This is a genomic window from Streptomyces sp. NPDC004629 (assembly GCF_042873595.1).
In the GTDB taxonomy this organism is placed as follows: Bacteria; Actinomycetota; Actinomycetes; order Streptomycetales; family Streptomycetaceae; genus Streptomyces.
On sequence record NZ_JBIALO010000020.1, the window covers coordinates 83568 to 104968 of the forward strand.

The window sequence follows — 21401 nt, forward strand, 5'->3', positions numbered from 1 at the left end:
CACAGGAGTTCGTAGCGCTCACGCATCTCGACGGCGTCGGGATGGCTTGCGCTCCTGCGCCCTTGCGCGGCCCGGCGGACTGGCACTCACACACCATCGGCCAGGCGGCCGACAGGAGATCTCATGCTGGCGCGCACGCCGGGGACGGGCCATCGCACAAGTGAGTGACATCCGCGTCGAGATCACCGCCCGGGCACCGAGTCCGGCCGGCGCACAAGCCGTCGTCGCGCGTAAGACACAACGTTTGTCAGGCTCACCAGCGGGGCGGCGGTGTTGGCGGGTGGTGTCGGTTACGGTGGTGCCTTCAGCCGCTCGGCGAGCAGCGGGCCTGTGCGTCCGCTCAATGCGGCGTTCTCCGGCAGTTCTGCGGACAGCTCCACTCTTCCGGCTCCCGCATCCTCCCCTTTCCTTGAGCAGCAGCGACTCCTGTCCTCAGGGGCGCCCTCCGGCTGCGACCTCCCCCTCCGTCATCAGCACCTCAACCGCCGCACGGCCGTGCGGCGGCGTTGGCGCCGATGCTGCCCTTGCAGCGTGAGGAAGGAGGCCGGGCCGTTGTGACACCGACACTCGCCGCCCGACGATGGGCCCTGCTGGCCATCTCCGTGGGTGTGTTCTGTATCCAGCTCGACTCGTTCGCCCTGAACCTGGCTCTGCCACAGATCGGCCGTGATCTCCATGCCGGAGGCGACGGCCTGCAGTGGGTGATCAGCGCGTATCTGCTGTCCACGGGGACGTTGATGCTGGGTGCGGGACGCCTTGGCGACCTGTTCGGACGACGGCGGCTGCTGATCCTGGGCCTTGCCCTGTTTGGCGCGTCGTCCCTGGCCTGCGCGCTCGCCCCGACACTGCCCGTCCTGGTCGGTGCCCGGGTGGCCCAAGGAACGGGCGCCGCGATGATCATGCCAGTGGGCCTGTCGCTGCTGACCAACGTCTACCCGAGCGAACTACGGGGCCGTGCCACCGGCCGGGCGCTGGGCATCGGCGGAATCGCCACCGCCTGCGGCCCGTTCATCGGGGGCGCCCTCACCGACACGGTGTCCTGGCGGGCGGTGTTCTGGCTCAATGTCCCCCTCGCGGCGCTCGCCGCGGTATGGGCTTCCCGTACCGCCGAGAGCTGTGCCGCCAGCACGCACCGTAGGGTCGATTGGAGCGGGCTTTTCGCTGCCACGGCCGCGCTTGCGGCCCTCGCCGTCGTCGTCGACCGCGCCCGGCACTGGCAGTGGCCCGTCGGTCTGGCCGGCCTGATCGTCGTGGCAGCCCTGCTGACCTGGTTCGTACGGCATGAACGGGTGGCGGCAAGCCCGCTGGTCGATCTCACGCTCTTCCGCAACGGGCCCTACGTGGTCCTGACGCTCGCCGGGGCGGTGGCCAGTCGGTGTGATCCTCGGGACAGCCAACTCGCTGACCCTCATCGCCACTCAGGGCGTGATCAGACCGGAGCGGGCCGGGGAAGCATCAGGAGTCACCAAGACGGTCATCACAGTGGCGGCCGGCCTCGGCGTGGCCTTGGCCGGGGCCGTCACCAACAACAACGGCGGCGTGGGTTCGCAAGCAGCCTCCGAAACGGCACTACAGATCATCGCACTGGGCTGCATGGCTTCCTGCGTGATCCTCGCCGTGTGGATCGGGACACGTCAGCGACCGCGGCAGAACACATGTCTTGCGGACCACGAGGAGCCGGACGTGCACAGCGGCATCGTCGGTGCTCACAGGAACGAACGTCCGCCTGTCCGAGGAGACTGATGCAGCGCCGTCCGCCGCACGGTGAGGGTCCTGTTCGACGAGACCGAGAGACCCACCGGACGTCTTCAACACCCTGCTGCAGATCCCGGACGACGGCCGCCCCATTGACTCCCACGGCCGTACGGCGGACTTCGCGAACACCGTCGTCATCATGACGTCCGACCTCGGCGCCGACCGCATTCTGGCCGCCGGGGTCGAGGACGCCGCGCAGCCCAGGACGTCTCCCTGGAGATCACCGACTCCGACGGTGCCATTGTCGTCCGGCCCGGACCGGGCCCGGCCGGCCCTGACCGTCGCCGCCGACGTCCTGCCCGGCCGCCATGTTGACACGAATGTGTGATGCGGGCGGCCGGGCGACGAGGCACCGTCGGCTCCATCCGTCATCAGGGGAGGAATCCGTGCCCATGTCCCTCACACAACAATCCGTCCCGTTCGACCGGAGCGGGTTGGGCCACTGGGGCCGTCGCTGGGGGTGGCTCGCCGTCCTGGCGGTCGGCCTGCTGCTGTTCTGGCTCATCCGCTCGGCACTGGTCTCCACGCTAAATCCCAACCTGATCCCCGCTCTGATCTTCTTCGGGGCGGCCCTGATGCCCGCGGCCTTCGTCGCTTTCGTGGCCGGCCGTCAGCTCGATTTCGGCCTCGGCATGGGAACCGTGGCAGTCACCGCCCTGGCGGGCGGCGCCATCGGTGTGACCACGGCCGGATTCCTGGAGTACCGGACCCTGCTGCTCATGGACTTCCTGCCGATGGTCGCCGTGGGCCTGATCGAGGAGACGGCAAAGCTCATCGTTCCGCTCCTGCTGCTCCTGGTCGTCCGCGACCGGCACCCCGGTGACGGACTGCTGATCGGCGTCGCCTCCGGCGCCGGGTTCGCCGTCTTCGAGACGATGGGCTATGCCTTCGTCGAACTCATCAACTCGGGTGGCAACCTGACCGCGGTGGACGACCTGCTGGTGTGGCGGGGCCTGCTGAGCCCGGCCGCCCACATGGCGTGGACGGGACTCACGGCCGCGGCCCTGTGGTCCGCCGCCCAGCACCGGTGGCGCGGCCGCTCGGCCGCCGTGTTCGTGCTGGTCTATGCGGTCGCGGTCGCTCTGCACACGGCGTGGGACACTCTGGCCGGCGACCCCGCCTACGCCGTGCTCGCGGCGGTCAGCCTGTCCCTGCTGGTCTTCACCACGCACCGGCTGGCTTCCCCGCGCCCGGCCCACACGCACCTGGCACCGCCTGTGTCGGCCTGACATCCTCCCGGACCACAGGCGCGGGAGGCCCGCCTGTTCCCACCCGGGCTGTGTGGGTTGCTTCGGGTGAGTTCCTGCATCACCGAGCTGTGCGGGCACGGGCGCCCGTCCCACCTGCGTTCCACAGGCCGACACCGGCCGGGCCGGCGGCCCGGCCGGTGTTCACGGCCGCGCCGGCGTCCCACTACCTCCGCCGACGCTAAGCGGACCGCCCCACCGTGCCAGAGCCACGTCCACGTATACGCAGACACTCCCCCACCGAGAAACTGTCAATCCGTGAACTGTCGCGCCGCTACGGGGTCCACCGGCGGCTCGTGGACCGAAACGTTCACCGACCCCCGGCTCTGGGCGGCCATCGTCGACCGCCTGACCTTCGGCGGCAACCTCATCCGGACCGGCACCGATTCCTCTCGCATGGCCCTCTCCCAGGCCCGAGCCATGCAGGACACCACGAGACACTCGTGCTGTTCGGCGGCCGTCGGGGCATCGCGGGCATGAGGCACATCGTGATGCGCGGCGCGGCTCATCGGGCGGAGAACCGGCTCTGGAGGCGCTTGCCCAGGGTTTTGCGAAGTAGCCGAGTTTGCGGCCGGCGCGGCTTCGGCTCCGGCCTGTGTTCGTTCCACCTGCGCCAACTCGCGCGCTGCGGGCACATCGAAGAGGCCCCGCACGCCGGTGGCCCTCATCGCCCGGCTCTTCCCCCTCCTGCCCGACACGAAGAGCAAGGAAGACTCAGACCAGGGCCGAGCCGCACAGGCGACTGCCCCGCCGCCTGCGCGCGGATTTCACCGGCCGCGCGAACCGGGCGCTCATGCACGGCCGGTTGGTCACCCTCGTACTGCGCGGGCTCGTGCGGCGGCGTTCCGCTCCCGGTGGTTGGTCAAGGGCAACATCACCCAGCACAAGCGCCCGCACCAAGTGCGGGCAGCCGTGGGCGCGGCTGGACAGTACAGCTCCGCGCCCACGGCGAGGGCCAGAGCAGGCCAGATGCGCTTCGCCCCCGGCCCGAAGGCCGGGGCACTCTCGCAAGATCAGAGGCAGCCCTTCGTCAGGCCGCCGGCTCAACGGTATCCGTGTCGGGCACGCTCAGAATGTGGCGGCGCTCCCTCGCGGACATTCCTCCCCACACTCCGTGCCGCTGTTTGGAGTCCAGTGCCATGGCGGCGCACGGCTCGATGACTTCGCACGACCGGCATATCCTGCGGGCTCGTTCCTCGCGCTCATCGCGCTCTTTGCCCCGTTCCCCTGTGGGGGAGAAGAAGGTGGCACTGTTCATACCGCGGCAGGCGGCTCGCTCCTGCCACTCCCAGTCACTGAGCAGTGGCAGCAGTCTGGTTCGCATCTTCTTCCTCCTTTTCCCCCGCACGGCTATCAACGCATTCATGCGGGAAACGAACACCCTGTGTCCCCATGCTCTTTTCCTCAGGCACTCCGCGGCATCAGTCAAATGAGTGACATCGATGAATTGCACCGTCCGACAGCCGCGTAACGGCCAGGGGCCCATGACGAGACGGCTGGTTGCTTCAGCCGCTCTCACGCGGCCGGCAAAGCCCGAGAACGGATCCCCGGGCAGGACATGTGCTTCGCTGCGAGGGCCGCACTCACCTACCGCAGTGGGAAGCTCGGCGCCCACACCCACCGGGGTGCACAGCCGGTACGTACGTCGGCTCGCCGATGCCGCGGCCGGCAGGGCGTCCGGTGGTGATCGAGTTGCAGGCGCGGCGGTTTCGCCGCGGTCAACGGCCCTGCAGGCAGGCAACGTTCGCCGGGCAGGCCAACGGGCTGTCCGTCGGCCGCGGCCGAGGCGGCGCCGGGCTGCAACTGTCCGGCCGAGCCGGCCTCAGCTCGCCCCGCACTCGGATGCTTCCTGATCCTGGCCGCCGTCGGAACGGACGTAGAACACAGCATGCCCTTGCTTGATGCGCTCGGCATTGCTCCTGGCGACGAGTCCTTCGAGAGTGGTGCGCACGACGGTCGTCTTGAAGGCGCGGTCCGGATGCGCAGCGCTCAGCGCCGTCGTGACTTCCGCCGCGGAACAGGGCTCGGACTGCTCAGCCAGGTAGGCACGGATCAGTCCGACCAGCGTCGGCTTGGTCTGCTTCCGCCTCAAGGCGCCGGCACTGGCACTGGCACTGGCACTGGCACTGGGCGGGCTGTACTTGAGGTCAGCTCTCAGGTCCGCGTCGGCAAGCGAGGCCGACACCTGCTGGAGGGGAATGCCGCTCTTGAGCGCGTGCTGCATGGTCGCGAGTACGGCGTAGTCATGTTGCAGAGACAGCAGGCGTTCCTGCATCTCTTCCATCTCACGCCGGATCTGATCCTGCTCCTGCTTGTTCCGCTCAAGGTCGTTGTTCAGCTGAGAGCTGTAGTGCGTCACCAGCTCGCTCGTGCTCACCTTGGCTTTGGACATAGTACAGATACTACGCCTGCGGCCTCTGCTGCCTGCGACACATGGCGACAGCACATGACTAAACCTTGGTATCACTCTCGCTCGCCCCGCTGAACCCATGAAGGCTTCGCGTGACGCCGACTCACTCGGCCGGTCCGCCTGATGACACCGCCGACGGCCTCTCCAACCGACTGCCGATGAGGCTTGACACGGTCGTATGACCGCGGGCTGGTCGCAGCTCATGAGCCGGCAGGCCTCGCGCTATTCGGTCAGCTGAGTCAATTCGTCCCAGTCCACTGCCGGCAGTTCTTCTCCCCTGGGCACCAGGGCATAGGAGTGGGCGAGCCACTTCGCGACCGGCAGGGCAGGTATCTCGAACAGTGCCGTCCGGGGAGCACTTCCCACTTCGATCCACACGGCCGATGGGCCGCCGAGACGGTGTTCGGGCCACACCATGACATCGCCTTGCCCGGTTCTCGCCGTGAGGCCGTCGGCCAACAGGTCTCGGGAGAACACCCACCGGACCGGCCAGTCCCCCTCGGCGTCGAAGATCAGTGTGACGGCATAGGGGTCTCGGGCGCTGTACGAGAATTCGCAGGTGATGGACAGGGGCAGCCACCTGCCGGCCCAGTGGACGATTTCCTGTGCAAGGTGACATCTGTGCATGTGTTGCCTCCCGGTGTCCGAGTTTCAAGATTCGCCGTCGCCTGTTTGCCCGGTGGACGCCTCGCCGGGCCGGACGGGCGGCCCAAGCCGCGTCTCACGCGGCGACCGCGGAATACGGGCCCGGCTCACCAGCGGCAGCTGGCCGTCTGCCTGACCATGCCACCCGCGGGTGCACACCGAGCGGACTCTTCACTCAAGTGTGCGCAGCGCCTGCGGACGTCGCCGCGACGCGCAGAAGGCCTCCACCGATCCGCCAAAGACCAGTACGTAACCGGTGATGTCCGTCAGCTGGGAAAGCGACGAGAAGGGGAAAGCGGTCATGAAGAGGCCGGACGAGACAATCACCGCGTTCAGGAGGTCGTCGTACACGAAGTCGTGGCTGACGGAGCCCGGTATCGCCGAGACGGCCATGGTGAACCCCCGCAGAAGCCACCCGAACCCCGTCCACAGACCGAGCAGGAACACGGAATCGGCATGGCCCCGGAAGAAGATCGTCGACAGGAAGAGAACGACGAGGCCGCCCGCGACCAGTAGCCACCGCACGAACGCCGGAACCTTCGCCTCCCGGCTGACCAGCAGCTGGAGGACTCCCTGGGCGGCTAGTTGCACACCGAAGAGAACCCCTACGGCAGTCAGGGTCAGTCCGGGCAGCAGGAGCATGGTGATGCCCACGCTCGCGGAGACCAGAGCCCCCGTCAGCATGGCGGTGCGGGTGGTGGGACGGGCCGGCCTGCGGACTGTCCGGGTCCGCCGGGCTGCGCCCGTCTTCGTCCGGTGATGAACAGACCGGCCTTCGTAGTGCGTGGTCTCCAGTTGTGCCATCCGTTCGCTTCCCATTCGTCGAGACCGGGTGCGTCCAACGCCCCGGCACGCCTGTTCATGCTGCTCGGACCGGGCCCGCTTCCTTGTACGCCGTCCGGCCCGTGCGGGTGTGCCCTGCCGACGGCCGTACGCGGGGCGCCGCCTGGCGAGGCACGTGCGCCCTGGCAGGGGGCAGCCGGCTGGAGAAGGCGGGGGTGGACAACCGCCGTCCGGCGGCCGGGCCAGGTCCGTTCGTGTCACCCTTGTTCCCGCAGGGGGTGCGGCCCGTGGCCGCGGTGCCTCGTGCGAGCCGGGTGGACCCGGCCCGATGTGCGACCAGTCTCCCCGCCGGCCCGGCCGCGGGCTGTAGTGCAACCTCGACAGCCGCGTCGGGACATCCCCGCGCCCGCCGTAGGGCTGTCCCCATGAGGTTTGCGGGAACCGGCTGGTCACTTCGTCTTTCCTCGGGCCGTCCCTGGGTGGGCCGCACGGCCGGAAACCGTGGTGGGGCACCGGTTCGTGGGGTTGTCCCGACATCGGGCCTGGGGAAGACCCGGAGCACCTCTCAGGCAGCCTCGACAGCCATACGGCCGCCAGTTGCCCACCATGTGTGACGACGGAAAGTGCCGGGCGGAAAGCACCGTGCCCCGTGCCCCGACCGGCCCGGCGCCGGAGTCGCGCAGTTCGGCACCTTCGTTCGTGACAGTGGATGAGGACGTGGAGGTTGTCTTGAGCCAGGCGATTGGCATTCCGTTGACGATGTTCGATACCGCCGATGAGCTGGTGCCCGTCACGGTGCGCGGACGCAGGGCCGAGCAGGAACACCTCACCCAACGCGTCCGCCGTCTCGTCCACCACAGCGGCGGCGGAGTGCTGTGGATCGACGGGCCGGCCGCTGTCGGCAAGTCCCGCATGCTGGCCTTCGCCGCCGATGAGGCCCGTCGTGCCGGCGCACGGGTACTCGTCTGCGCCGGAGTGACGACGAGCCCGATGACCCCTATGGCTCCGCTGCTTGACGCCCTCACGCGTGACGCCGAACCCGGTTTCACGCACGGCCTGCGGACCCGCTCCCCCCAGCAGAGCGACCCGTACTGGCTGCTGCACGAGGTCAAGGAGCGTCTGCGGACACTCGCCCGGGAACGGCCGCTCGTCGTGGTCATCGACGACGTGCACCACTGCGACGACCTCACCCAGCAGGCGGTGCGCACGCTCACCGTGCAACTCGCCGACCTGCCGGTGCTGTGGGTGCTTGCGACGCGGCCCCACACCGGCACGGCAGCGGTGGAGACCCTGCGCCGCGACCTGCTGAACGGGCGGGCGACCCACCTGGAGCTGGCACCTCTCGACCCGGACGCCGTGCGGCAGATGACCGAGGACCTGCTGGGACCGAATGCGGCAGCGGCGGCTGCGTACCTCGACTGTCTCGACGGCCTGCCGGGGGCCGTGCGGCAGGTGTGCGCGCACCTGAGAAGCGGCCTGTCGGCCGTGCCGCACGGCTCCCCCGGCGCCACGAGTGCACCGACCGACACCCGAGCGGTCATCGGCCCGGTCGTCACCCGGCGTCTGGACCAACTGAGCGAGGAGGGCCGGGAGGTCACGCTGATCGCCGCCGTGCTGGGCGACCGTCTCACCGTCCGCCATCTGTCCCGGGTTCTCGGCCGACCCGAGTCCGCGCTGCTCAGGCCGCTGCGCGAAGTGCTCGCCGCCCGGCTGCTGCACGCCGGGCCCGAACAGCTCGCCTTCCCGCATCCGCTGGTGCGCGAGATCCTCGCCGGCACACTCCCCCGGCCGGTGCGCCTGTCCGTGCGCAGACGCTCCATCGATCTGCAGATCAGGGCGGGTGTGTCGGCGGTGTCACTGGCACCCGGGCTGGTCAAGACAGCCGAACCCGGTGACGACTCGGCCGTCCAGCTCCTGCGGGCAGCCGCCCGCGAACTGGCCGCCCTGTCCCCGGCGTCCGCGACCGTCTATCTCCAGCACGCGCTGTCCCTGACCCAGGACACCTCCCCCCGGCACGTGCGGCTGTCGGCCGAGCTGCTTCCGCTGCTGTGGCAGACGGGAGACATCGCCGGGGCCCGGGACCTGGCACACCAGGTCGTCCAGTCCTCGCCGGATCCCCTCACGCACGCCCAGACATGTCTGCAACTGGCCCGCATGAACAGTCAGTTCCTGGTCGCCCAGCCAGAACTCCACGTCCGCCGCGTCCACAGCCGCCGCGACGTCCCTGTCTTCCTCAAGGACCAGTTGCTGTCGGTCACCCTGCTGAACCGCCTGCTGGCAGGTGACGCCGACTGCCTCGCGGCCGACTCGCTTCCCCGCACACACGGCGGGCATCCGGTCAGCCGACTGACCTACCGCACGCTGCAGTCGATGGCTGCTGGCCACCGGCAACGCTGGAGCGATGCACTCCAGCACAGCGAGGCCGCTGCGGCCGATGCCGCACAGCTGGACCCGGCCGACGCCGCGCCGCTTGCCGAGGTGGCCGTCTCGACGAGCTGGTGTGCCTCCCTGCTGAGTCTCGCCGGAAAGGACCGCAGCGCCGGGGAACTCGTGGACAGCGGCCTGACGGAGGCCCAGCAGCACGGACGGCAGGCATTCGTCCCGCTGTGGCGGACCGCGCGTGCCCGTCTCATGCTGGACAGCGGACGGCTGGCCGACGCCGCGAAGGAACTCACCGCTGCCGAGGCCGCGGCCGCGGCGACCAGAACGCCCTGGGCGGCCGAGGCCGCGGCCCTTTACGCCCTGGCGCGGGTGGCTTTCCACACCGGCGACGACGCGGCGATCGAGATCTGCGCGACGAAGGCTGCCGCACACCTGGCCGGCGACCAGCCACAGTCACGGCACATCGGCGCATGGATCGCCGTTCTCACCGCGGTCTACCGCGCGGAACACCTGTCACAACGCCAGCTCGACGCCGCCCTCGGCTGCTTGCGGCGCGGGCTGGTGCACTCCGCCTGTCTCGACCCGGGCGACGTGGTCCTCCTCGTCCGCGCGGCGCTCGGCCGCGGCCTGCGCGAACCGGCTCTCTCCGCCGTGCGGTTCGCTGAGGACCGTGCGCAGCGCAACCCCCGGTTCCCGCTCTTTGAGACGACCGCCGTACATGCCCGGGGGCTGCTGGAGGGCGACCGAGCCCGGCTTGAGGCCGCGGCCGAGCGGTACGGACAGGCTCGGCCCCTGCTCAGAGCGCACGCCCTGGAGGACGCCGGCGAGCTGATGGCCGCGGGCGGCGACACGACGGCATGTACCCGTCTCGAAGAGGCGTGGGAACTGTACGAAGCGTGTGGCGCCCACCGGGAGAGCCGGCGTACGCAGAGCAAGCTGCGCAAGCTCGGCGTCAAGCCGGCCACGGCCGGCCAGGTGCCGGACGAGAGATGGCGCGGGCTGACCCCGTCCGAACTGAGTGTCGTGCAGCTGATCGCGCACGGGGCGACCAACCGTCAGGCGGCGGAGCGGCTGTTTCTCTCGCCGCACACGGTGAACACACACGTGCGGCACACCTTCGAGAAACTGGGTATCCGGTCACGTGTGCAGCTGGCCCGTCTCTACCTGCGGGAAGTGGACCAACCGGCCGAAGCAGCATGACTGCCTCGCACCCCCGCATCCGCGGGCTCCGGACCACGCCCGTCCATCCACCGAGGCTGCCGCGCGCGGGTGCTTCGAGCTGTTCAGCCGGCGTTACACGGTGACGGCATCCGGGGCCGGTTCCTCGCTACCGTCGTCGAAGGTCATCCCCGGCGCGGGCCGCCGGAAGCCCTTCGTGAGGCAGGCCAGGTAGACGACGCCGATTGCCAGCCACACGCCGCCGATCCTCAGCGCGACGTCACCGAGCTTGGTGAGCAGGTAGACGGAGACGCCGGCTCCGATCAGCGGCATCACCAGGTACGAGATGAGGTTCGGGCTGCGGCCCTGCCCGCGCTCGCGGATCAGATGCGCGATCACGCAGACGTTCACCAGGGCGAAGCCGAGGAAGGCGCCGAAGTTGATGAACGAGGTGGCCGTGGTCAGGTCCAGCTTCATCGCGATGACACCGGCGACCGCGGTAAGCAGCAGGCCGAGGACCGGCGTCCCGGTCTTCGCCGACAGCGTGCCGAAGACGGCTTTGGGCAGGACGCCGTCGCGGCCCATGACGTACATGAGGCGGGCGGCGGAGGCCTGCAGGGCGATACAGGAGGCGATCGACCCGGCGATGGTGACGAAGTTGATGATCTCCGCGTACGTCTCGCCGCCGACCTGGACCTTCAGGTGGTAGGCGGCCGCGTCCACGTCGGCGAACTTCGCGCCCGGGTGGACCAGTTGCATCACGAACGACAGCACGACGAAGATCGCACCCGCGGCGACCACGCAGCCGATGATGCCGCGCCCGATCGTCTGCGCCCCTCCCCTGGCCTCCTCGCCGAGCGTGGAGACGGCGTCGAAACCGAGGAAGGAGTAGGCGGCGATGGCGGCGGCCGCGGTGACGGCGCCGAGGGAAGTGCCGGGGTTCCAGACGGAGTCGGCGACCGGGGCGGCGGAGCCGTGCTTGCCGAGGAAGACGACACAGAGCGTGGCGAAGAGGATCAGCGAGCCGACCGCGATGAACATCAGGGCTTTGTTGACGCGGTCCGCGAGCTTCATGCCGAAGACGTTGATGCCGGTGGTGAGGCCCACCGAGACGATCAGCCACACCCACTTGGGCACGTCGGGGAACTGTGCGTTGAAGTAGATCGCCGTGATCAGCCAGCCGACCATCGGGATGAAGAAGTAGTCGAGCAGCATCGCCCAGCCGGACAGGAAGCCGATGCGGCTGTCGAGCATCTTGCGGGCGTACGTGTAGACGGAACCGGAGCCCGGGACGGCGCGCGCCATCTTCGCGTACGACAGACCGGTCAGTAGCATCGCCGCGGTGGCGACGGCGAACGCGGTCGGGGCGACGCCGCCGCTGGTGGCGGCCACCACGCCGAACATCGTGACGACGATACCCGGAGAGATGTAGGCCAGGCCGAACAGGATGACGGACAAGAGGCTGAGGTCGCCCTTCAGTCGCGGGTCACCCTGCACTCTCGTGTTGTTCTCACTCATCGCGGGGGCTCCTCAGTGGCATGGGCGGTGGCGTGGGCGGGGTTCCACGTGGCGGGGTCGATACGGCCCCCGTACAGCGGAAGTTCGAGGGCGGGGTCGCCGGGGCGGAACTGCTCCCAGATCCGGTTGAGTCCGGCGGTGCCGTAGCGGCGGACGTTGCTGACCTCGTCGAGGTCGATCACGTCGGTGAGGGTGGCGTCGCCGTCGTCGACGGTCTCGGTGCGCAGCGTGCCCTGCGGATCGATGAGGAGGCTGCGGCCGACACCCGAGGGAGCGGCGGAGTTCACACTGGCGACGAAGACCTGGTTGGCGATGGCGTTGGCGCGGTTGAGGACGATCTCCTGCGCGCGATCGCTGGTTGAGGTGCGCACCACGTTGACGATCAACTCGGCGCCCATCCACGCCAGATGGCGGGAGATCTCCGGGAACCAGGAGTCGTAGCAGATGGAGAGCCCGATCCGGCCGACCCCGGGGAGTTCGACGACCTCGAACCGGCTGCCGGGCGTGGTCGTCTCGTACGGGCGCCACGGGCAGATCTTGCGGTACGCGGCGAGGCGCTCGCCCCGCGGTGAGTAGACCGGCGTCGTGTTGTAGACGCGGCCGTCGGTGCCGCGCTCGTAGAGGCTGCCGGGTACCAGCCAGATGTCCAGGTCGCCCGCGAGTTCGGCGAGGACCGCGTCCCGCTTTCCGTCGAGGGGCTCGGTGGCCCCCTCGGGGGCGGCCACGACGCCGGGGCCGCTCTCGCCCAGGTGCAGTTCGGGGTAGACGACGAGGGCGCCCGGCGCGCGCAGTTTCACGCGCCGCTCCACGTCGGCGGCGAAGCCCGCGAGATCGTCGGCCGGGCGGCCGGGCGCCTGGGCGAGGATCAGGGGCAGAGGGCGGGACATGCGGGGGAACACCAGCCAATCAAGCACGAAGGGTACGGAGAATGGGGTTGATCGGGCGTCAGATACCGGGGGTGCGCTCGGCGGCCGGGAGCTTGTGCAGCTCGGACACGGGCCAGCCGTAGACGTACTCGAAGGCGTCGGAGAAGTAGTAGTAGGTCGCGCCGTTGGGCAGCATCACGATCTCGTTGCCGCTGACGCCGGACATCGACGGCACCCAGAAGTCGGTGCCGTCCGCGTACCCGTACTGGGCGAAGGCCGGGTTGGACGCCTGGTAGTGGGCGGCCCAGGTGCACTGGTTGTAGTGGAGGTGGCTCAGGCCGGAGGAGGCGCACGGCAGGCCCCGGTCGTCGGGGTCGCGCTGCAGGGCCGCGCGCAGCGAGGCGCGGTGCAGGAGCTGCCGCCCGTCTGCCCGGCCGAGGGCCACGTTCAGGAACCGGGAGATCTTCGCGGCGTCGTCGCGTGTGAAGAACAGGCCGTAGCCGCCGATCGGTTGGCCGCTCGGGCTGTTGTCGGTGCGCATGCACTGGGCGCGGAAGCCCGCGCTGAGCCCGGCGGGCCGGTACACCTCGCGGTCCATGAACTCCCACAGGTCGGCGTCGTCGCCCTCCTTGCTCTTCAGGTAGGCGGTGAGCGCGAGGGTGGCGATGTACGTGTCGGAGGTGCGGTAGTTCCAGTACGTGCCCGGCTCGGCGGAGTGCGGCCAGTCGAAGGCGAGTCGGGTCTTGGTGGCTTCGGGCTCGGCACCGATGAATCGGTCCATGAGCGTGCCGTTCTCGTCGGTCTCGTATCCGGCGCTCGTGTAGTTGCCGGTCGCCATGTCGAGCGCATTGTCGATGGTCCATCCGGGGCAGCGACTTGAGCGCCGCCGCGTACGAGGCCTGCGAGGTCAGCCCCGCGGTGTCCTTGAGGACGGTCCAGTCGCCGCTGGCGTCCTCGGCGGCGAGGGTGAGCGTGCCGGAGAAGGTGTGGTGCGGCCGGGCGGCACCCTTGGGCATGGCGAAGGCGGAGTCGTCGACGGGCGCGGTGGCGTCGCCGTCTCGTAGCTCATCGGCGGTGAGGACGGTACGCTCGGCCGGCTGCCGCGTGCGTGGGGCGGCCCACGCCGGGACGGAGAGGGCTGCCGGGGCCAGAACTGCGGTGGTTCCGAGGAGGGTACGGCGGCTGAGGGTCACGGCGAGCGCCTTTCATCGGGGATTACCGCGAGGTTCATCGGGATTACCGCGAGATTCTGGAAGAGCCGAACGATGCTGTCCAATACTTGCTTCATACGGGCTCTATGCTTTGGAGGCATACCTTCTCAGGCGGACAACAGGAGTACAGGAGCAGCCCCATGGATCTGCGGCACGTGCGCTACTTCCTGGCCGTGGTCGACACCGGCTCCACGGCCCGCGCCGCCCAACAGGTGCATGTCGCCCAGCCGTCCCTGTCGCGGCAGCTCAGGACGCTGGAGGCGAGCCTGCAGGTCCAGCTCTTCCAGCGGGCCGGTGGCCGCCTCCGGCTGTCCACCGCGGGGCGCCGCTTCCTGCCGGTCGCCCGCGACCTGGTGGCCCGCGCCGACAGCGCGTCCTCCCTCCTGCGCGCCCTCGCGGACGGCGAGCCGCCCCGCCTCACCATCGCCGCCCCGCCCGCGACGGTTGCCGATGTGATCGCCCCGTACGTGGCGTCGGCCGGGCCCGACGGCCCCCTCACGGACGCGGTCGAGGCGCGCGGCGAGGCCCCCTACGCGGCGCTGGCGCGCGGCGCCGACATGGCGGTCTCCTCCTCTCCCCCGCCCAGCGGCCTGACCACCCGGACGGTGGGCCACCCACCGCTGTGGGTGTACGCGCCCGAGGACCACCCCTGGCACCGGGACACCGGCCGCACGACCGTGGACCTCGCGGAGCTTCTCGCCCAGCCGCTGCTTCTGCTGCCGGTCGCCGAGTACGGCACCCGCCGCATCCTGGACCGCGCTGCGGAGGAAGCGAACCTCGGCTACTCAGAGGTGTTCGAGACGACGACGCCGCCGCTCGCGCAGGCCCTGGCCGCTGCCGGACACGGTGTCGCCGTGGCCTCGGAGGACCAGCGACACGCCATCGAGCCGCTGCGCCTGCGCGGCCCGGACGGCTCTCCGCTGACGATGACGCTCACCGCCGCGTGGGAGCCGACCCACTACGCAGCCGACCATCTGGCCGCGTTCGCGGAAGGGCTGGCCGCGTACTGCGAATCCGCGTACCCGCCCCACCGCTGAGCACTGCCCCGCGTCAGTCGCGGCGCCTGCGGTGCCGGGCCGCCACGGGCGCCGAGACCGAGGCCGAAGATCGCCGCCGGCAACCAGATCACCGTGCCGTGTGTCACCGTGCCGGGCAGGTCGCCGCGCATGCGTCGTACCGGAGTGCGCGAAGTCAAGCCCTCGGCCGCCACCACCTGGCCACCGCCGTCGCCCTCACGATCCCGGGAGCACACCGGCATGAAACGGATGGTCCAGGTCGTTTCTCCGTCGGCGAGGTCGTGCTTCGTGTACCCGAGCTTCCGCAGCTTCGAGCCGATCGCCGTCGCATTGATCGGGCGGCAGCGCCGCGGCATCGGCCGGTTTCGGCTTGCCGTATCCGAGCAGCGGGTCCGGCTTACCCGCCGGTCAGCCGTCGTGGAAGAGCCGCCGGCCGACGGGGTCTTGGTGTGCGGAGGGGGAGAAAGGCTCGGACAGTGCCGCCTGGCGGAGGTGTTCGGCCAGCGCCGCGGCGGCCGGCGAGGTGCGGTCCTTGACGCCCCAGGCCAGCAGATGGTGGCGGCGGGCCCAGGGGTCCTGCAGTTCGCACACGTCGAGCGGCTGCTGGGGGTCGACGGCGCGACGCGGTACGACGGCGAGCCCGGCACCGGCGGCGACGAGGGTGACGAGGACGCCGAGGTTGGCGACGGTGGTGCGGTAGCGCACCACCGGTGCGTGCGGCCCGAGGTGCTTCTCGATCCAGCGGCGCAGCGAGGAATTGGCGTCGAGCCCGACGAGAGGGTGTTCGGCGACCTCGCTGTAGGTCAGCGCGGTCCGTCCGGCGATGATCCCTCCGGCCTGGCCGATCACGACGAGGGAGTCGTCACCGAGAGGCTCCATGCGCAGACCGCAGTCGCGGGCCTCGTCGTCGAGGACGACTCCCAGGTCCGCCTCGCCGTCGGCGAGCATCCGCACGGTCCAAGGAGTGCGGCTCTCGGACACCGTCACGTCGACGTCCGGGTGGACGCGGAGGAACGAGACCAGGGCCCGTGGCACGAGCCGGTGCATCGCGGAGCCGCCCCCCAGCAGGGTCAGCGGAGCGGTCGGGGACCGGGTGTAGCTCGCGACGGCGTTTTCGAGCCGCGCGGTCCGGTCGAGCACGTCGCGTGCATGGCGGGCCAGGGTCGTCCCCGCCGGCGTGGGCCGCACGCCCCGCCTGCCGCGGATCAGCAGCGTCACGCCGGCATGGTGCTCCAGCGAGCGCACCCTGGCGCTGGCCGAGGGCAAACTCAGGTGCATCCGGTGAGCGCCCGCCGTGATCGACCCCTCCGTCACGATGTGGAGAAAGAGCCGCAGGTCGTCCAAGTCATAGCGCACCCTCCTAGCCTAAGGTTCAGCCTTAGGCTGAGTACACCGATTACGCATTGTGGGCCCGCTGGTCACGGAGCGATGCTCGGCGTGTGTCCGAGCTATTTCTCGTCCTGCTGGCCGGTGTTGCCGCCGGAGTACTGAACGCCGTGGGCGGCGGCGGCACGTTCGTGGCGCTGCCCGCACTCGTCGCGTTCGGCCTGTCACCGGTGACGGCAAACACACTGTCGCGGATCGCCCTCGTGCCCGGGGCCGTGACCAGCGCGTGGGTGTACCGACGTGAACTCACCCCGGTCGGGGCGACGTCCACGAAGGCGCTCACCGCAATCAGTGTGATCGGTGGCGGAGTCGGTGCCGGCCTGCTGCTGGCACTGCCGGCATCGTCGTTCGACGCCGCGGCGCCGTGGCTGCTCGCCTTTGCCACGGTGATCCTCGCCTGCGGACGCCGCCTCTCCCAGCTGCTGAGCAGTGCGCTGGGCCGCTCGGTCCACATGAGTCCCCGAGCTGTCCTGATCGGACAGTTCTTCCTCGCCGTGTACGGCGGATACTTCGGTGGAGCCGTAGGCATCATGATGCTGGCCCTGTGGAGCATCGGCCTCGGACTCGACGCAGCAGTCAGCAACCCGATGCGAATCGCGCAGCTCGCGGCCGTCTATCTCAGCGCGACCGCTCTGTTCCTGGTCGCCTCGGACGCACTGAGCGCTCCGCCACTTCTCACGACCATGCTGATCGGCGCCGTGGTCGGCGGCTTCGCAGGCGCCCATCTCGCCCGCCGCCTCCCTGCCTGGCTGCTGCGGGGCATCCTCCTGACCACCGCCGTGACCATGACCGTCCTGTACTTCCTGCGCGGCTGACCCTGCGGGGAAGCCGTGCTTGATCATCCCCATCGTCGGGAGCTGAGGCTGACTGACATGACCGAAAGTGACACGGGAGCCACTGCACCGTACACGGATGCGGCCCGAGCGAGGCTGGTGATGGCCTACGAGGCATGCGAACTGGCCGACCTTGCACGTGCAGCCGTCCCCATCGGCGAGCAGGAGCTGCACCCCGACGGCACCAGCCATTCGCCGGGCACCGTGCTGGCCGACGCCACCCGCGTGCTCGCTGCCGCACAGCGGTTCTTCGAGGCCGCGGCCGTGTTCGAGCGGATGGGCGGTGCCGACTGGCAGCTCATCGGCGACATCCTGCAGGTGTCTGCGCATACCGCGCGGGTGCGCTTCGCGATGGCCGAGGCCGTCTTCCGGGAACTGCTCTGTCCCGAAGGGGCCGACGCCGCCAGTGAGGTGAGTCGGTTGCGCGCCTACATGGCCAGGGAACCGCTGGAAGTGGCCCTCGACCTCGACGACTGGGTACTGCGCCACGAGGACGGCGACAGCGACCTGGGCACCACGCCCGTCTCCGGCGGTCTGGCCCGAACGGACCGACGAGGACAGGCCGAGAAGCACCCCTCCTGACTCACCGGAAGGAAAGACGAGACGTGGACACATCGTCATCCGACGTGGCTCGGCTGCTCCGATTGCCCGCTGTGCGCGCGGTGGCTCTCGCACTTCTCGCCGGTGCCACGGGCCAAACACTGCTGACGCTGATCTGCGCGCTCACCGGTCTCGGGCTCCTCCTGGTACCGGTCGACTCGACGGCGGACCGCCGAGCGGACCAGAACGCGACGATTTGAGTGGACGGTTCGTAAGGTGATGCCCGTTTCTGGCTGAGGTGGGAGCACGGACGCTGGGGAGGCTCTGTCGGCTATTCCGCAACCAGATGACCGTCAAGGACTTCGAACAGCTCCCCGACCCGCGTCCCGTGCTGCGCACGGTGCACGTCCCGTCGCTGATCCTGCGCGGCCAGTGCGACTTCGTCAAAGCCGAGGTCACTCAGGAGTACCGCCAAAGGTCCGGGGCGGCAGGGTGCTCGGGTTCTCGCGGTGCTGATGCGGGTCTACGGAGACGTCATGGCCGCACCGGAAGGCACGTCCGTGCTCAGCGCAGTGAATGACGACGGCAGCACCGCCAGCGGCTCCTCGTTGATCGATGAGATCGTCCGGGAGGGTGCCCCTAGGATGCCGGCCGCCGCACTGGAGGCCGAAGTAAACGTCTAGGCAGCCGAGTTGGCTGACCAGCGCGACGAGCGCGGGCATCGGCTCGTGGTCCGCAACGGCTGTCACCAGCCGCGGAACGTCACCACAGCGGCCGGCGTGGTCGAGGTGAAGGCGCCGCGCGTGAACGACAAACGCGTCGATGAGGCCACGTGCGTGCTCGGGAACTCGATCTACAAGCGCTTCAGCAGGTGGGCCGCGGACGGTACCTGGGAGAAGCTGCTGGGCGAGGCGCACAAGCGCGCGGAGTCGGCCGGGGACCTGGACTGGGTCGTCTCGATCGACTCAACCATCGCGCGGGTGCACCAGCACGGTGCGATCCTGGCACGCCACACAGGGGGCTCCACCGAACTACAAGAATCTGCCCGGCGCGGCGAACTGCACGAATCCGGCCGAGCCGCCTGACCACGTGATCGGCCGCTCCCGCGGCGGCCTGACCTGCAAGGTGCACCTGGCCGCGGACGGTAAGGGCCGTCCGCGGTCCTGGGTGCTCACGGCCGGGAACATCAACGACACGATGATGACCGCCGTCCTGGAGGGCATTCGCGTGCCCCTGCCCGGGAAGGGCCGGCCCCGGACCCGGCCCGAGCGGGTGCTCGCGGACAAGGGCTACCCGTCGAAGGCGAACCGGGCCTGGCTGCGCGAGAGGGGGATCGCTGCCACGATCCCGAAACTACCGCGCTGCGGTCGCCCTTGCCGCCACACTGATATGGCTACGAAGCACCTTGATCAAACAGACCTGGCACTCAGCGACTACACCGCAGACGGCATCTGCCTCACCGCCGATGAATAGGCGCCAGCAGCGGACATCGTCCGTCCGTGACCGCCGAAGTCAGGTGTTGATGGGCGGCGGTGACTCCCCCGGCGATACCACCCGAGGAATGTCAGGTCGCGGACGCGGACTCATTCAGCACCTCCGATGTCCGTCGCCATGCCGCGGAGGCGCGCGTTGCGGAGTTCGAGGGCTTCCTGTGTGGCAGGCATGACGAGGTCGCCGCCGAGCCTGGCGAAGGCCTGCGCCTTGTCGACGGAGGGTCGATGGAGGACCTCGTACTGCTCGTAGACGCTGTCGAGGTCGTCGGGGTGGTCGCGCAGGGCCTGCGCGAGCCGCCACGCGCCGAGGACCGCAAGCGATGCGCCCCGCCCGGAGAGGTTGGACGCACAGTGCGCGGCGTCGCCGACGAGCACGACCCGGCCCTTGGCCCAGTCGTCCATGTGGATTTGGCTGACGGAGTCGAAGTAGAGCTCGGGGTCGCGCGCCACGGCGTCGAGGATCTCCGGGACGCGCCATTCGTGGTGATCCCCGAAGGCGTCGAAGAGGATCTGCTTCTGCACGTCGAGGTCGTGGTAGTCGTAGTCGATCCAGTCGTGCCGGAAGTTGAGCACTCCTAGCGCCTCGTTCTTGTACCGGGCGATGCCGATCATGTGGCCCGGCCAGTTCAGGAACGGATTGCTCCCCGCCTCACCTCGCGCCGAGGGCAGATCGGTCAGCGCCACGTAAAAGCCGAGATGCTCAAGGTAGTCCTCCTCGGGGCCGAACGTGAGCCGCCGGGTTATGGAGTGCATGCCGTCTGCGCCGACGACAAGGTCGAACCGGTCGGTCTTTCCGGAGGCGAACACGACGTCGATGCCCGTGCCGTCGTCGTGTAGGGACCGGATGGACTCGCCGAACACGACGGGCGTGTGCTCGTCGAGCCCGGCGTGCAGGATCCGTGCGAGGTCCTCGCGGGCGATCTCGATGTCGTCGTCGGTGTCGTTGATCTCGTGCACAGGCAGGGCTGCGATCACGTTCCCGGCGCCGTCGATGAACTCGGACAGGTCAGTGGTCGACACCCGGCTGTCCTGGAGCTGCCGCAGAATCCCCATGTTCTCCGCGACGTCAAGGGCCTCGCCGCGGATGTCGATCGGCGACCCGTTCGTGCGCAGGTGCTGGGCGCGTTCGATGACCGTGACGTCGTGCCCGGTCGCGGTGAGGTCCATACCGGTGGCGAGTCCTGCCATGCCGGCTCCGGAGACGAGGATCTTCATATCCGTTCCTTCCAAGTGGAACGGCTCCCGCGTCTCTTCATCGCCCGCACCGCCGTTCCGGCCGTGGTCGCCCGTTGAGGAAAACAAACTATACTGTTCAGTGTGAAAAATGCATCGGATGTCGCCTCGCCCGCAAGTTCCTCCCGGCAGATGCGGCCAAGTTCGGCGCGGAAGCGCGCGGCGATCATCGACGCCGCGAGAGGGCTCTTCCTCCGCGAGGGGTACGAGCGCACGAGCATGGACGGGATCGCCGCCGCGGCGGGGGTGTCGAAGCCGACCGTGTACGAGCACTTCGGCGACAAGGAGGGGTTGTTCTCCGTGATCGTCGGGGCCTCGGTGGAGGCCCTGGTGCAAACGATCGACCTCGCGGCGATCGAGGAGTTGGCGGCTGATCGGCCGCTTGCGTCGGCGCTGCTGGGATTCGCCCGGCGCGTCGTCGGCGACGCGATCTCATCGTCTGACTACACGGTGGTCCGCGTCCTGCTGGGTTCCGAGCACCCCGTCGCCGGGTTGGAGCGACAGTCCGAGGAGGCCTCGCAAGCGGTGTTCTCCCACCACTTCGCCGCACTCGCCGACGCGGGGCGCATCGTCACGCGGAATCCGGGTCGGGCGGCCCAGCACTTCGTCGCGCTGACCCTCTTCCTCGCCACCGAACACGGATCCGACGACGACACGGACCAGGTCCTCAAGGACGGCGTCGACGCGTTCGTGCGCGCCTACAGCCGGTGAAGAAGGATCCCCTCGACCGCGGCCCGGTGATCCGTCCACGGACAACCCGCCGTCTTCACCGCCGGCGGCAACGGCTCCAGCGCGAAGTTCCCCCTACGACTTCCCGGCCGAGCACCGATCGAGTCGGCCTTCTCCACGGCTCTGCTCCGGACCACCTCATCGCCCTGGTCCGGGCCGGAGCCCGCTTCGAACGCGGCCAGTTCGTCGAGCGCCC

18 protein-coding genes and 5 pseudogenes are annotated in these 21401 nt (G+C 69.5%); 14 read left to right on the plus strand and 9 right to left on the minus strand.

Going from position 1 to position 21401, the window contains the following annotated elements:
• Window positions 1-515 precede the first annotated feature (515 nt).
• The 6 genes and pseudogenes from ACFYTE_RS27810 to ACFYTE_RS27835 all read left to right on the plus strand — a co-directional run.
• Window positions 516-1223, plus strand: a pseudogene (locus ACFYTE_RS27810) (MFS transporter); the annotation flags it as partial.
• A 154-nt stretch (window positions 1224-1377) separates the two neighbouring features.
• Complete coding sequence (locus ACFYTE_RS27815) at window positions 1378-1743, plus strand: hypothetical protein (protein ID WP_388716110.1); 366 nt, start codon at window positions 1378-1380, stop codon at window positions 1741-1743.
• A gap of 27 nt (window positions 1744-1770) precedes the next feature.
• Window positions 1771-1945, plus strand: a pseudogene (locus ACFYTE_RS27820) (AAA family ATPase); the annotation flags it as partial.
• Between the two features lie 202 nt (window positions 1946-2147).
• Complete coding sequence (locus tag ACFYTE_RS27825; protein ID WP_388715896.1) at window positions 2148-2984, plus strand: PrsW family intramembrane metalloprotease; 837 nt, start codon at window positions 2148-2150, stop codon at window positions 2982-2984.
• 309 nt (window positions 2985-3293) lie between these two features.
• A pseudogene (locus tag ACFYTE_RS27830) lies at window positions 3294-3482 on the plus strand (hypothetical protein); the annotation flags it as partial.
• 56 nt (window positions 3483-3538) lie between these two features.
• Window positions 3539-3676, plus strand: a pseudogene (locus ACFYTE_RS27835) (ArsR family transcriptional regulator); the annotation flags it as partial.
• Window positions 3677-4032: 356 nt separating this feature from the next.
• Here ACFYTE_RS27835 and ACFYTE_RS27840 read toward each other — a convergent pair.
• The 4 genes from ACFYTE_RS27840 to ACFYTE_RS27855 all read right to left on the minus strand — a co-directional run bounded on the left by ACFYTE_RS27840 (window position 4033) and on the right by ACFYTE_RS27855 (window position 6741).
• The gene (locus tag ACFYTE_RS27840) at window positions 4033-4488 is read right to left on the minus strand and encodes a WhiB family transcriptional regulator (protein ID WP_388716105.1); all 456 of its coding nucleotides are present in this window, start codon (window positions 4486-4488) and stop codon (window positions 4033-4035) included.
• Window positions 4489-4824: 336 nt separating this feature from the next.
• Window positions 4825-5394, minus strand: coding sequence for a hypothetical protein (locus ACFYTE_RS27845; protein ID WP_388715899.1), 570 nt, complete (start codon window positions 5392-5394; stop codon window positions 4825-4827).
• A gap of 240 nt (window positions 5395-5634) precedes the next feature.
• Window positions 5635-6039: an SsgA family sporulation/cell division regulator gene (locus tag ACFYTE_RS27850; protein ID WP_388715902.1), complete on the minus strand. Its 405-nt coding sequence runs from the start codon at window positions 6037-6039 to the stop codon at window positions 5635-5637.
• A 189-nt stretch (window positions 6040-6228) separates the two neighbouring features.
• Entirely contained in the window at window positions 6229-6741 is a 513-nt protein-coding gene (locus tag ACFYTE_RS27855) for a DUF308 domain-containing protein (protein WP_388715905.1), read from the minus strand.
• A gap of 828 nt (window positions 6742-7569) precedes the next feature.
• Here ACFYTE_RS27855 and ACFYTE_RS27860 point away from each other — a divergent pair.
• Window positions 7570-10422: an AAA family ATPase gene (locus ACFYTE_RS27860; protein ID WP_388715908.1), complete on the plus strand. Its 2853-nt coding sequence runs from the start codon at window positions 7570-7572 to the stop codon at window positions 10420-10422.
• A 93-nt stretch (window positions 10423-10515) separates the two neighbouring features.
• Here the strand turns inward: ACFYTE_RS27860 and ACFYTE_RS27865 are convergent, their stop codons facing one another.
• The 3 genes from ACFYTE_RS27865 to ACFYTE_RS27875 are packed head-to-tail and all read right to left on the minus strand — an operon-like array spanning window position 10516 to window position 13602.
• Window positions 10516-11898, minus strand: coding sequence for an APC family permease (locus ACFYTE_RS27865; protein WP_388715911.1), 1383 nt, complete (start codon window positions 11896-11898; stop codon window positions 10516-10518).
• The gene (locus ACFYTE_RS27870) at window positions 11895-12785 is read right to left on the minus strand and encodes a carbon-nitrogen hydrolase family protein (RefSeq protein ID WP_388715914.1); all 891 of its coding nucleotides are present in this window, start codon (window positions 12783-12785) and stop codon (window positions 11895-11897) included. Before ACFYTE_RS27870 ends, ACFYTE_RS27865 begins: the two co-directional genes overlap by 4 nt.
• Before the next feature lie 58 nt (window positions 12786-12843).
• A complete protein-coding gene (locus tag ACFYTE_RS27875) occupies window positions 12844-13602 on the minus strand; it encodes a hypothetical protein (RefSeq protein WP_388715917.1) in 759 nt (252 codons plus the stop codon).
• Between the two features lie 513 nt (window positions 13603-14115).
• Here ACFYTE_RS27875 and ACFYTE_RS27880 point away from each other — a divergent pair.
• Window positions 14116-15012: a LysR family transcriptional regulator gene (locus ACFYTE_RS27880; RefSeq protein ID WP_388715920.1), complete on the plus strand. Its 897-nt coding sequence runs from the start codon at window positions 14116-14118 to the stop codon at window positions 15010-15012.
• Window positions 15013-15399: 387 nt separating this feature from the next.
• Here ACFYTE_RS27880 and ACFYTE_RS27885 read toward each other — a convergent pair whose 3' ends face one another.
• Window positions 15400-16347, minus strand: a complete 948-nt coding sequence (locus ACFYTE_RS27885; RefSeq protein ID WP_388715922.1) for a LysR family transcriptional regulator — start codon at window positions 16345-16347, stop codon at window positions 15400-15402.
• An 83-nt stretch (window positions 16348-16430) separates the two neighbouring features.
• Between ACFYTE_RS27885 and ACFYTE_RS27890 the strand changes: the two genes are divergently transcribed.
• From ACFYTE_RS27890 to ACFYTE_RS27910, 5 genes and pseudogenes are all read left to right on the plus strand, one after another.
• Complete coding sequence (locus ACFYTE_RS27890; protein WP_388715925.1) at window positions 16431-17192, plus strand: sulfite exporter TauE/SafE family protein; 762 nt, start codon at window positions 16431-16433, stop codon at window positions 17190-17192.
• A gap of 57 nt (window positions 17193-17249) precedes the next feature.
• Complete coding sequence (locus tag ACFYTE_RS27895) at window positions 17250-17792, plus strand: hypothetical protein (RefSeq protein ID WP_388715928.1); 543 nt, start codon at window positions 17250-17252, stop codon at window positions 17790-17792.
• 80 nt (window positions 17793-17872) lie between these two features.
• Window positions 17873-18010, plus strand: coding sequence for a hypothetical protein (locus ACFYTE_RS27900; protein ID WP_388715931.1), 138 nt, complete (start codon window positions 17873-17875; stop codon window positions 18008-18010).
• A 300-nt stretch (window positions 18011-18310) separates the two neighbouring features.
• A pseudogene (locus tag ACFYTE_RS27905) lies at window positions 18311-18583 on the plus strand (IS256 family transposase); the annotation flags it as partial.
• Window positions 18584-18839: 256 nt separating this feature from the next.
• The gene (locus ACFYTE_RS27910; protein ID WP_388715934.1) at window positions 18840-19223 is read left to right on the plus strand and encodes a transposase; all 384 of its coding nucleotides are present in this window, start codon (window positions 18840-18842) and stop codon (window positions 19221-19223) included.
• Window positions 19224-19333: 110 nt separating this feature from the next.
• On the opposite strand, the gene ACFYTE_RS27915 is transcribed toward ACFYTE_RS27910, so the two are convergent.
• Window positions 19334-20458, minus strand: coding sequence for an FAD-dependent monooxygenase (locus ACFYTE_RS27915; protein ID WP_388715937.1), 1125 nt, complete (start codon window positions 20456-20458; stop codon window positions 19334-19336).
• A 102-nt stretch (window positions 20459-20560) separates the two neighbouring features.
• Between ACFYTE_RS27915 and ACFYTE_RS27920 the strand changes: the two genes are divergently transcribed.
• On the plus strand, window positions 20561-21187 hold the full coding sequence (locus tag ACFYTE_RS27920) for a TetR/AcrR family transcriptional regulator (RefSeq protein ID WP_388715941.1): 627 nt from the start codon (window positions 20561-20563) through the stop codon (window positions 21185-21187).
• Window positions 21188-21401 lie beyond the last annotated feature (214 nt).

Bases quoted from the DNA above. Each gene is read 5' to 3' on its own strand.
- ACFYTE_RS27825 (WP_388715896.1), top strand. From the start codon at position 2,148: ATGTCCCTCACACAACAATCCGTCCCGTTCGACCGGAGCGGGTTGGGC.
- ACFYTE_RS27840 (WP_388716105.1), bottom strand. From the start codon at position 4,488: ATGGGCCCCTGGCCGTTACGCGGCTGTCGGACGGTGCAATTCATCGAT.
- ACFYTE_RS27845 (WP_388715899.1), bottom strand. From the start codon at position 5,394: ATGTCCAAAGCCAAGGTGAGCACGAGCGAGCTGGTGACGCACTACAGC.
- ACFYTE_RS27850 (WP_388715902.1), bottom strand. From the start codon at position 6,039: ATGCACAGATGTCACCTTGCACAGGAAATCGTCCACTGGGCCGGCAGG.
- ACFYTE_RS27855 (WP_388715905.1), bottom strand. From the start codon at position 6,741: ATGCTGACGGGGGCTCTGGTCTCCGCGAGCGTGGGCATCACCATGCTC.
- ACFYTE_RS27865 (WP_388715911.1), bottom strand. From the start codon at position 11,898: ATGAGTGAGAACAACACGAGAGTGCAGGGTGACCCGCGACTGAAGGGC.
- ACFYTE_RS27870 (WP_388715914.1), bottom strand. From the start codon at position 12,785: ATGTCCCGCCCTCTGCCCCTGATCCTCGCCCAGGCGCCCGGCCGCCCG.
- ACFYTE_RS27875 (WP_388715917.1), bottom strand. From the start codon at position 13,602: ATGGCGACCGGCAACTACACGAGCGCCGGATACGAGACCGACGAGAAC.
- ACFYTE_RS27880 (WP_388715920.1), top strand. From the start codon at position 14,116: ATGGATCTGCGGCACGTGCGCTACTTCCTGGCCGTGGTCGACACCGGC.
- ACFYTE_RS27895 (WP_388715928.1), top strand. From the start codon at position 17,250: ATGACCGAAAGTGACACGGGAGCCACTGCACCGTACACGGATGCGGCC.
- ACFYTE_RS27915 (WP_388715937.1), bottom strand. From the start codon at position 20,458: ATGAAGATCCTCGTCTCCGGAGCCGGCATGGCAGGACTCGCCACCGGT.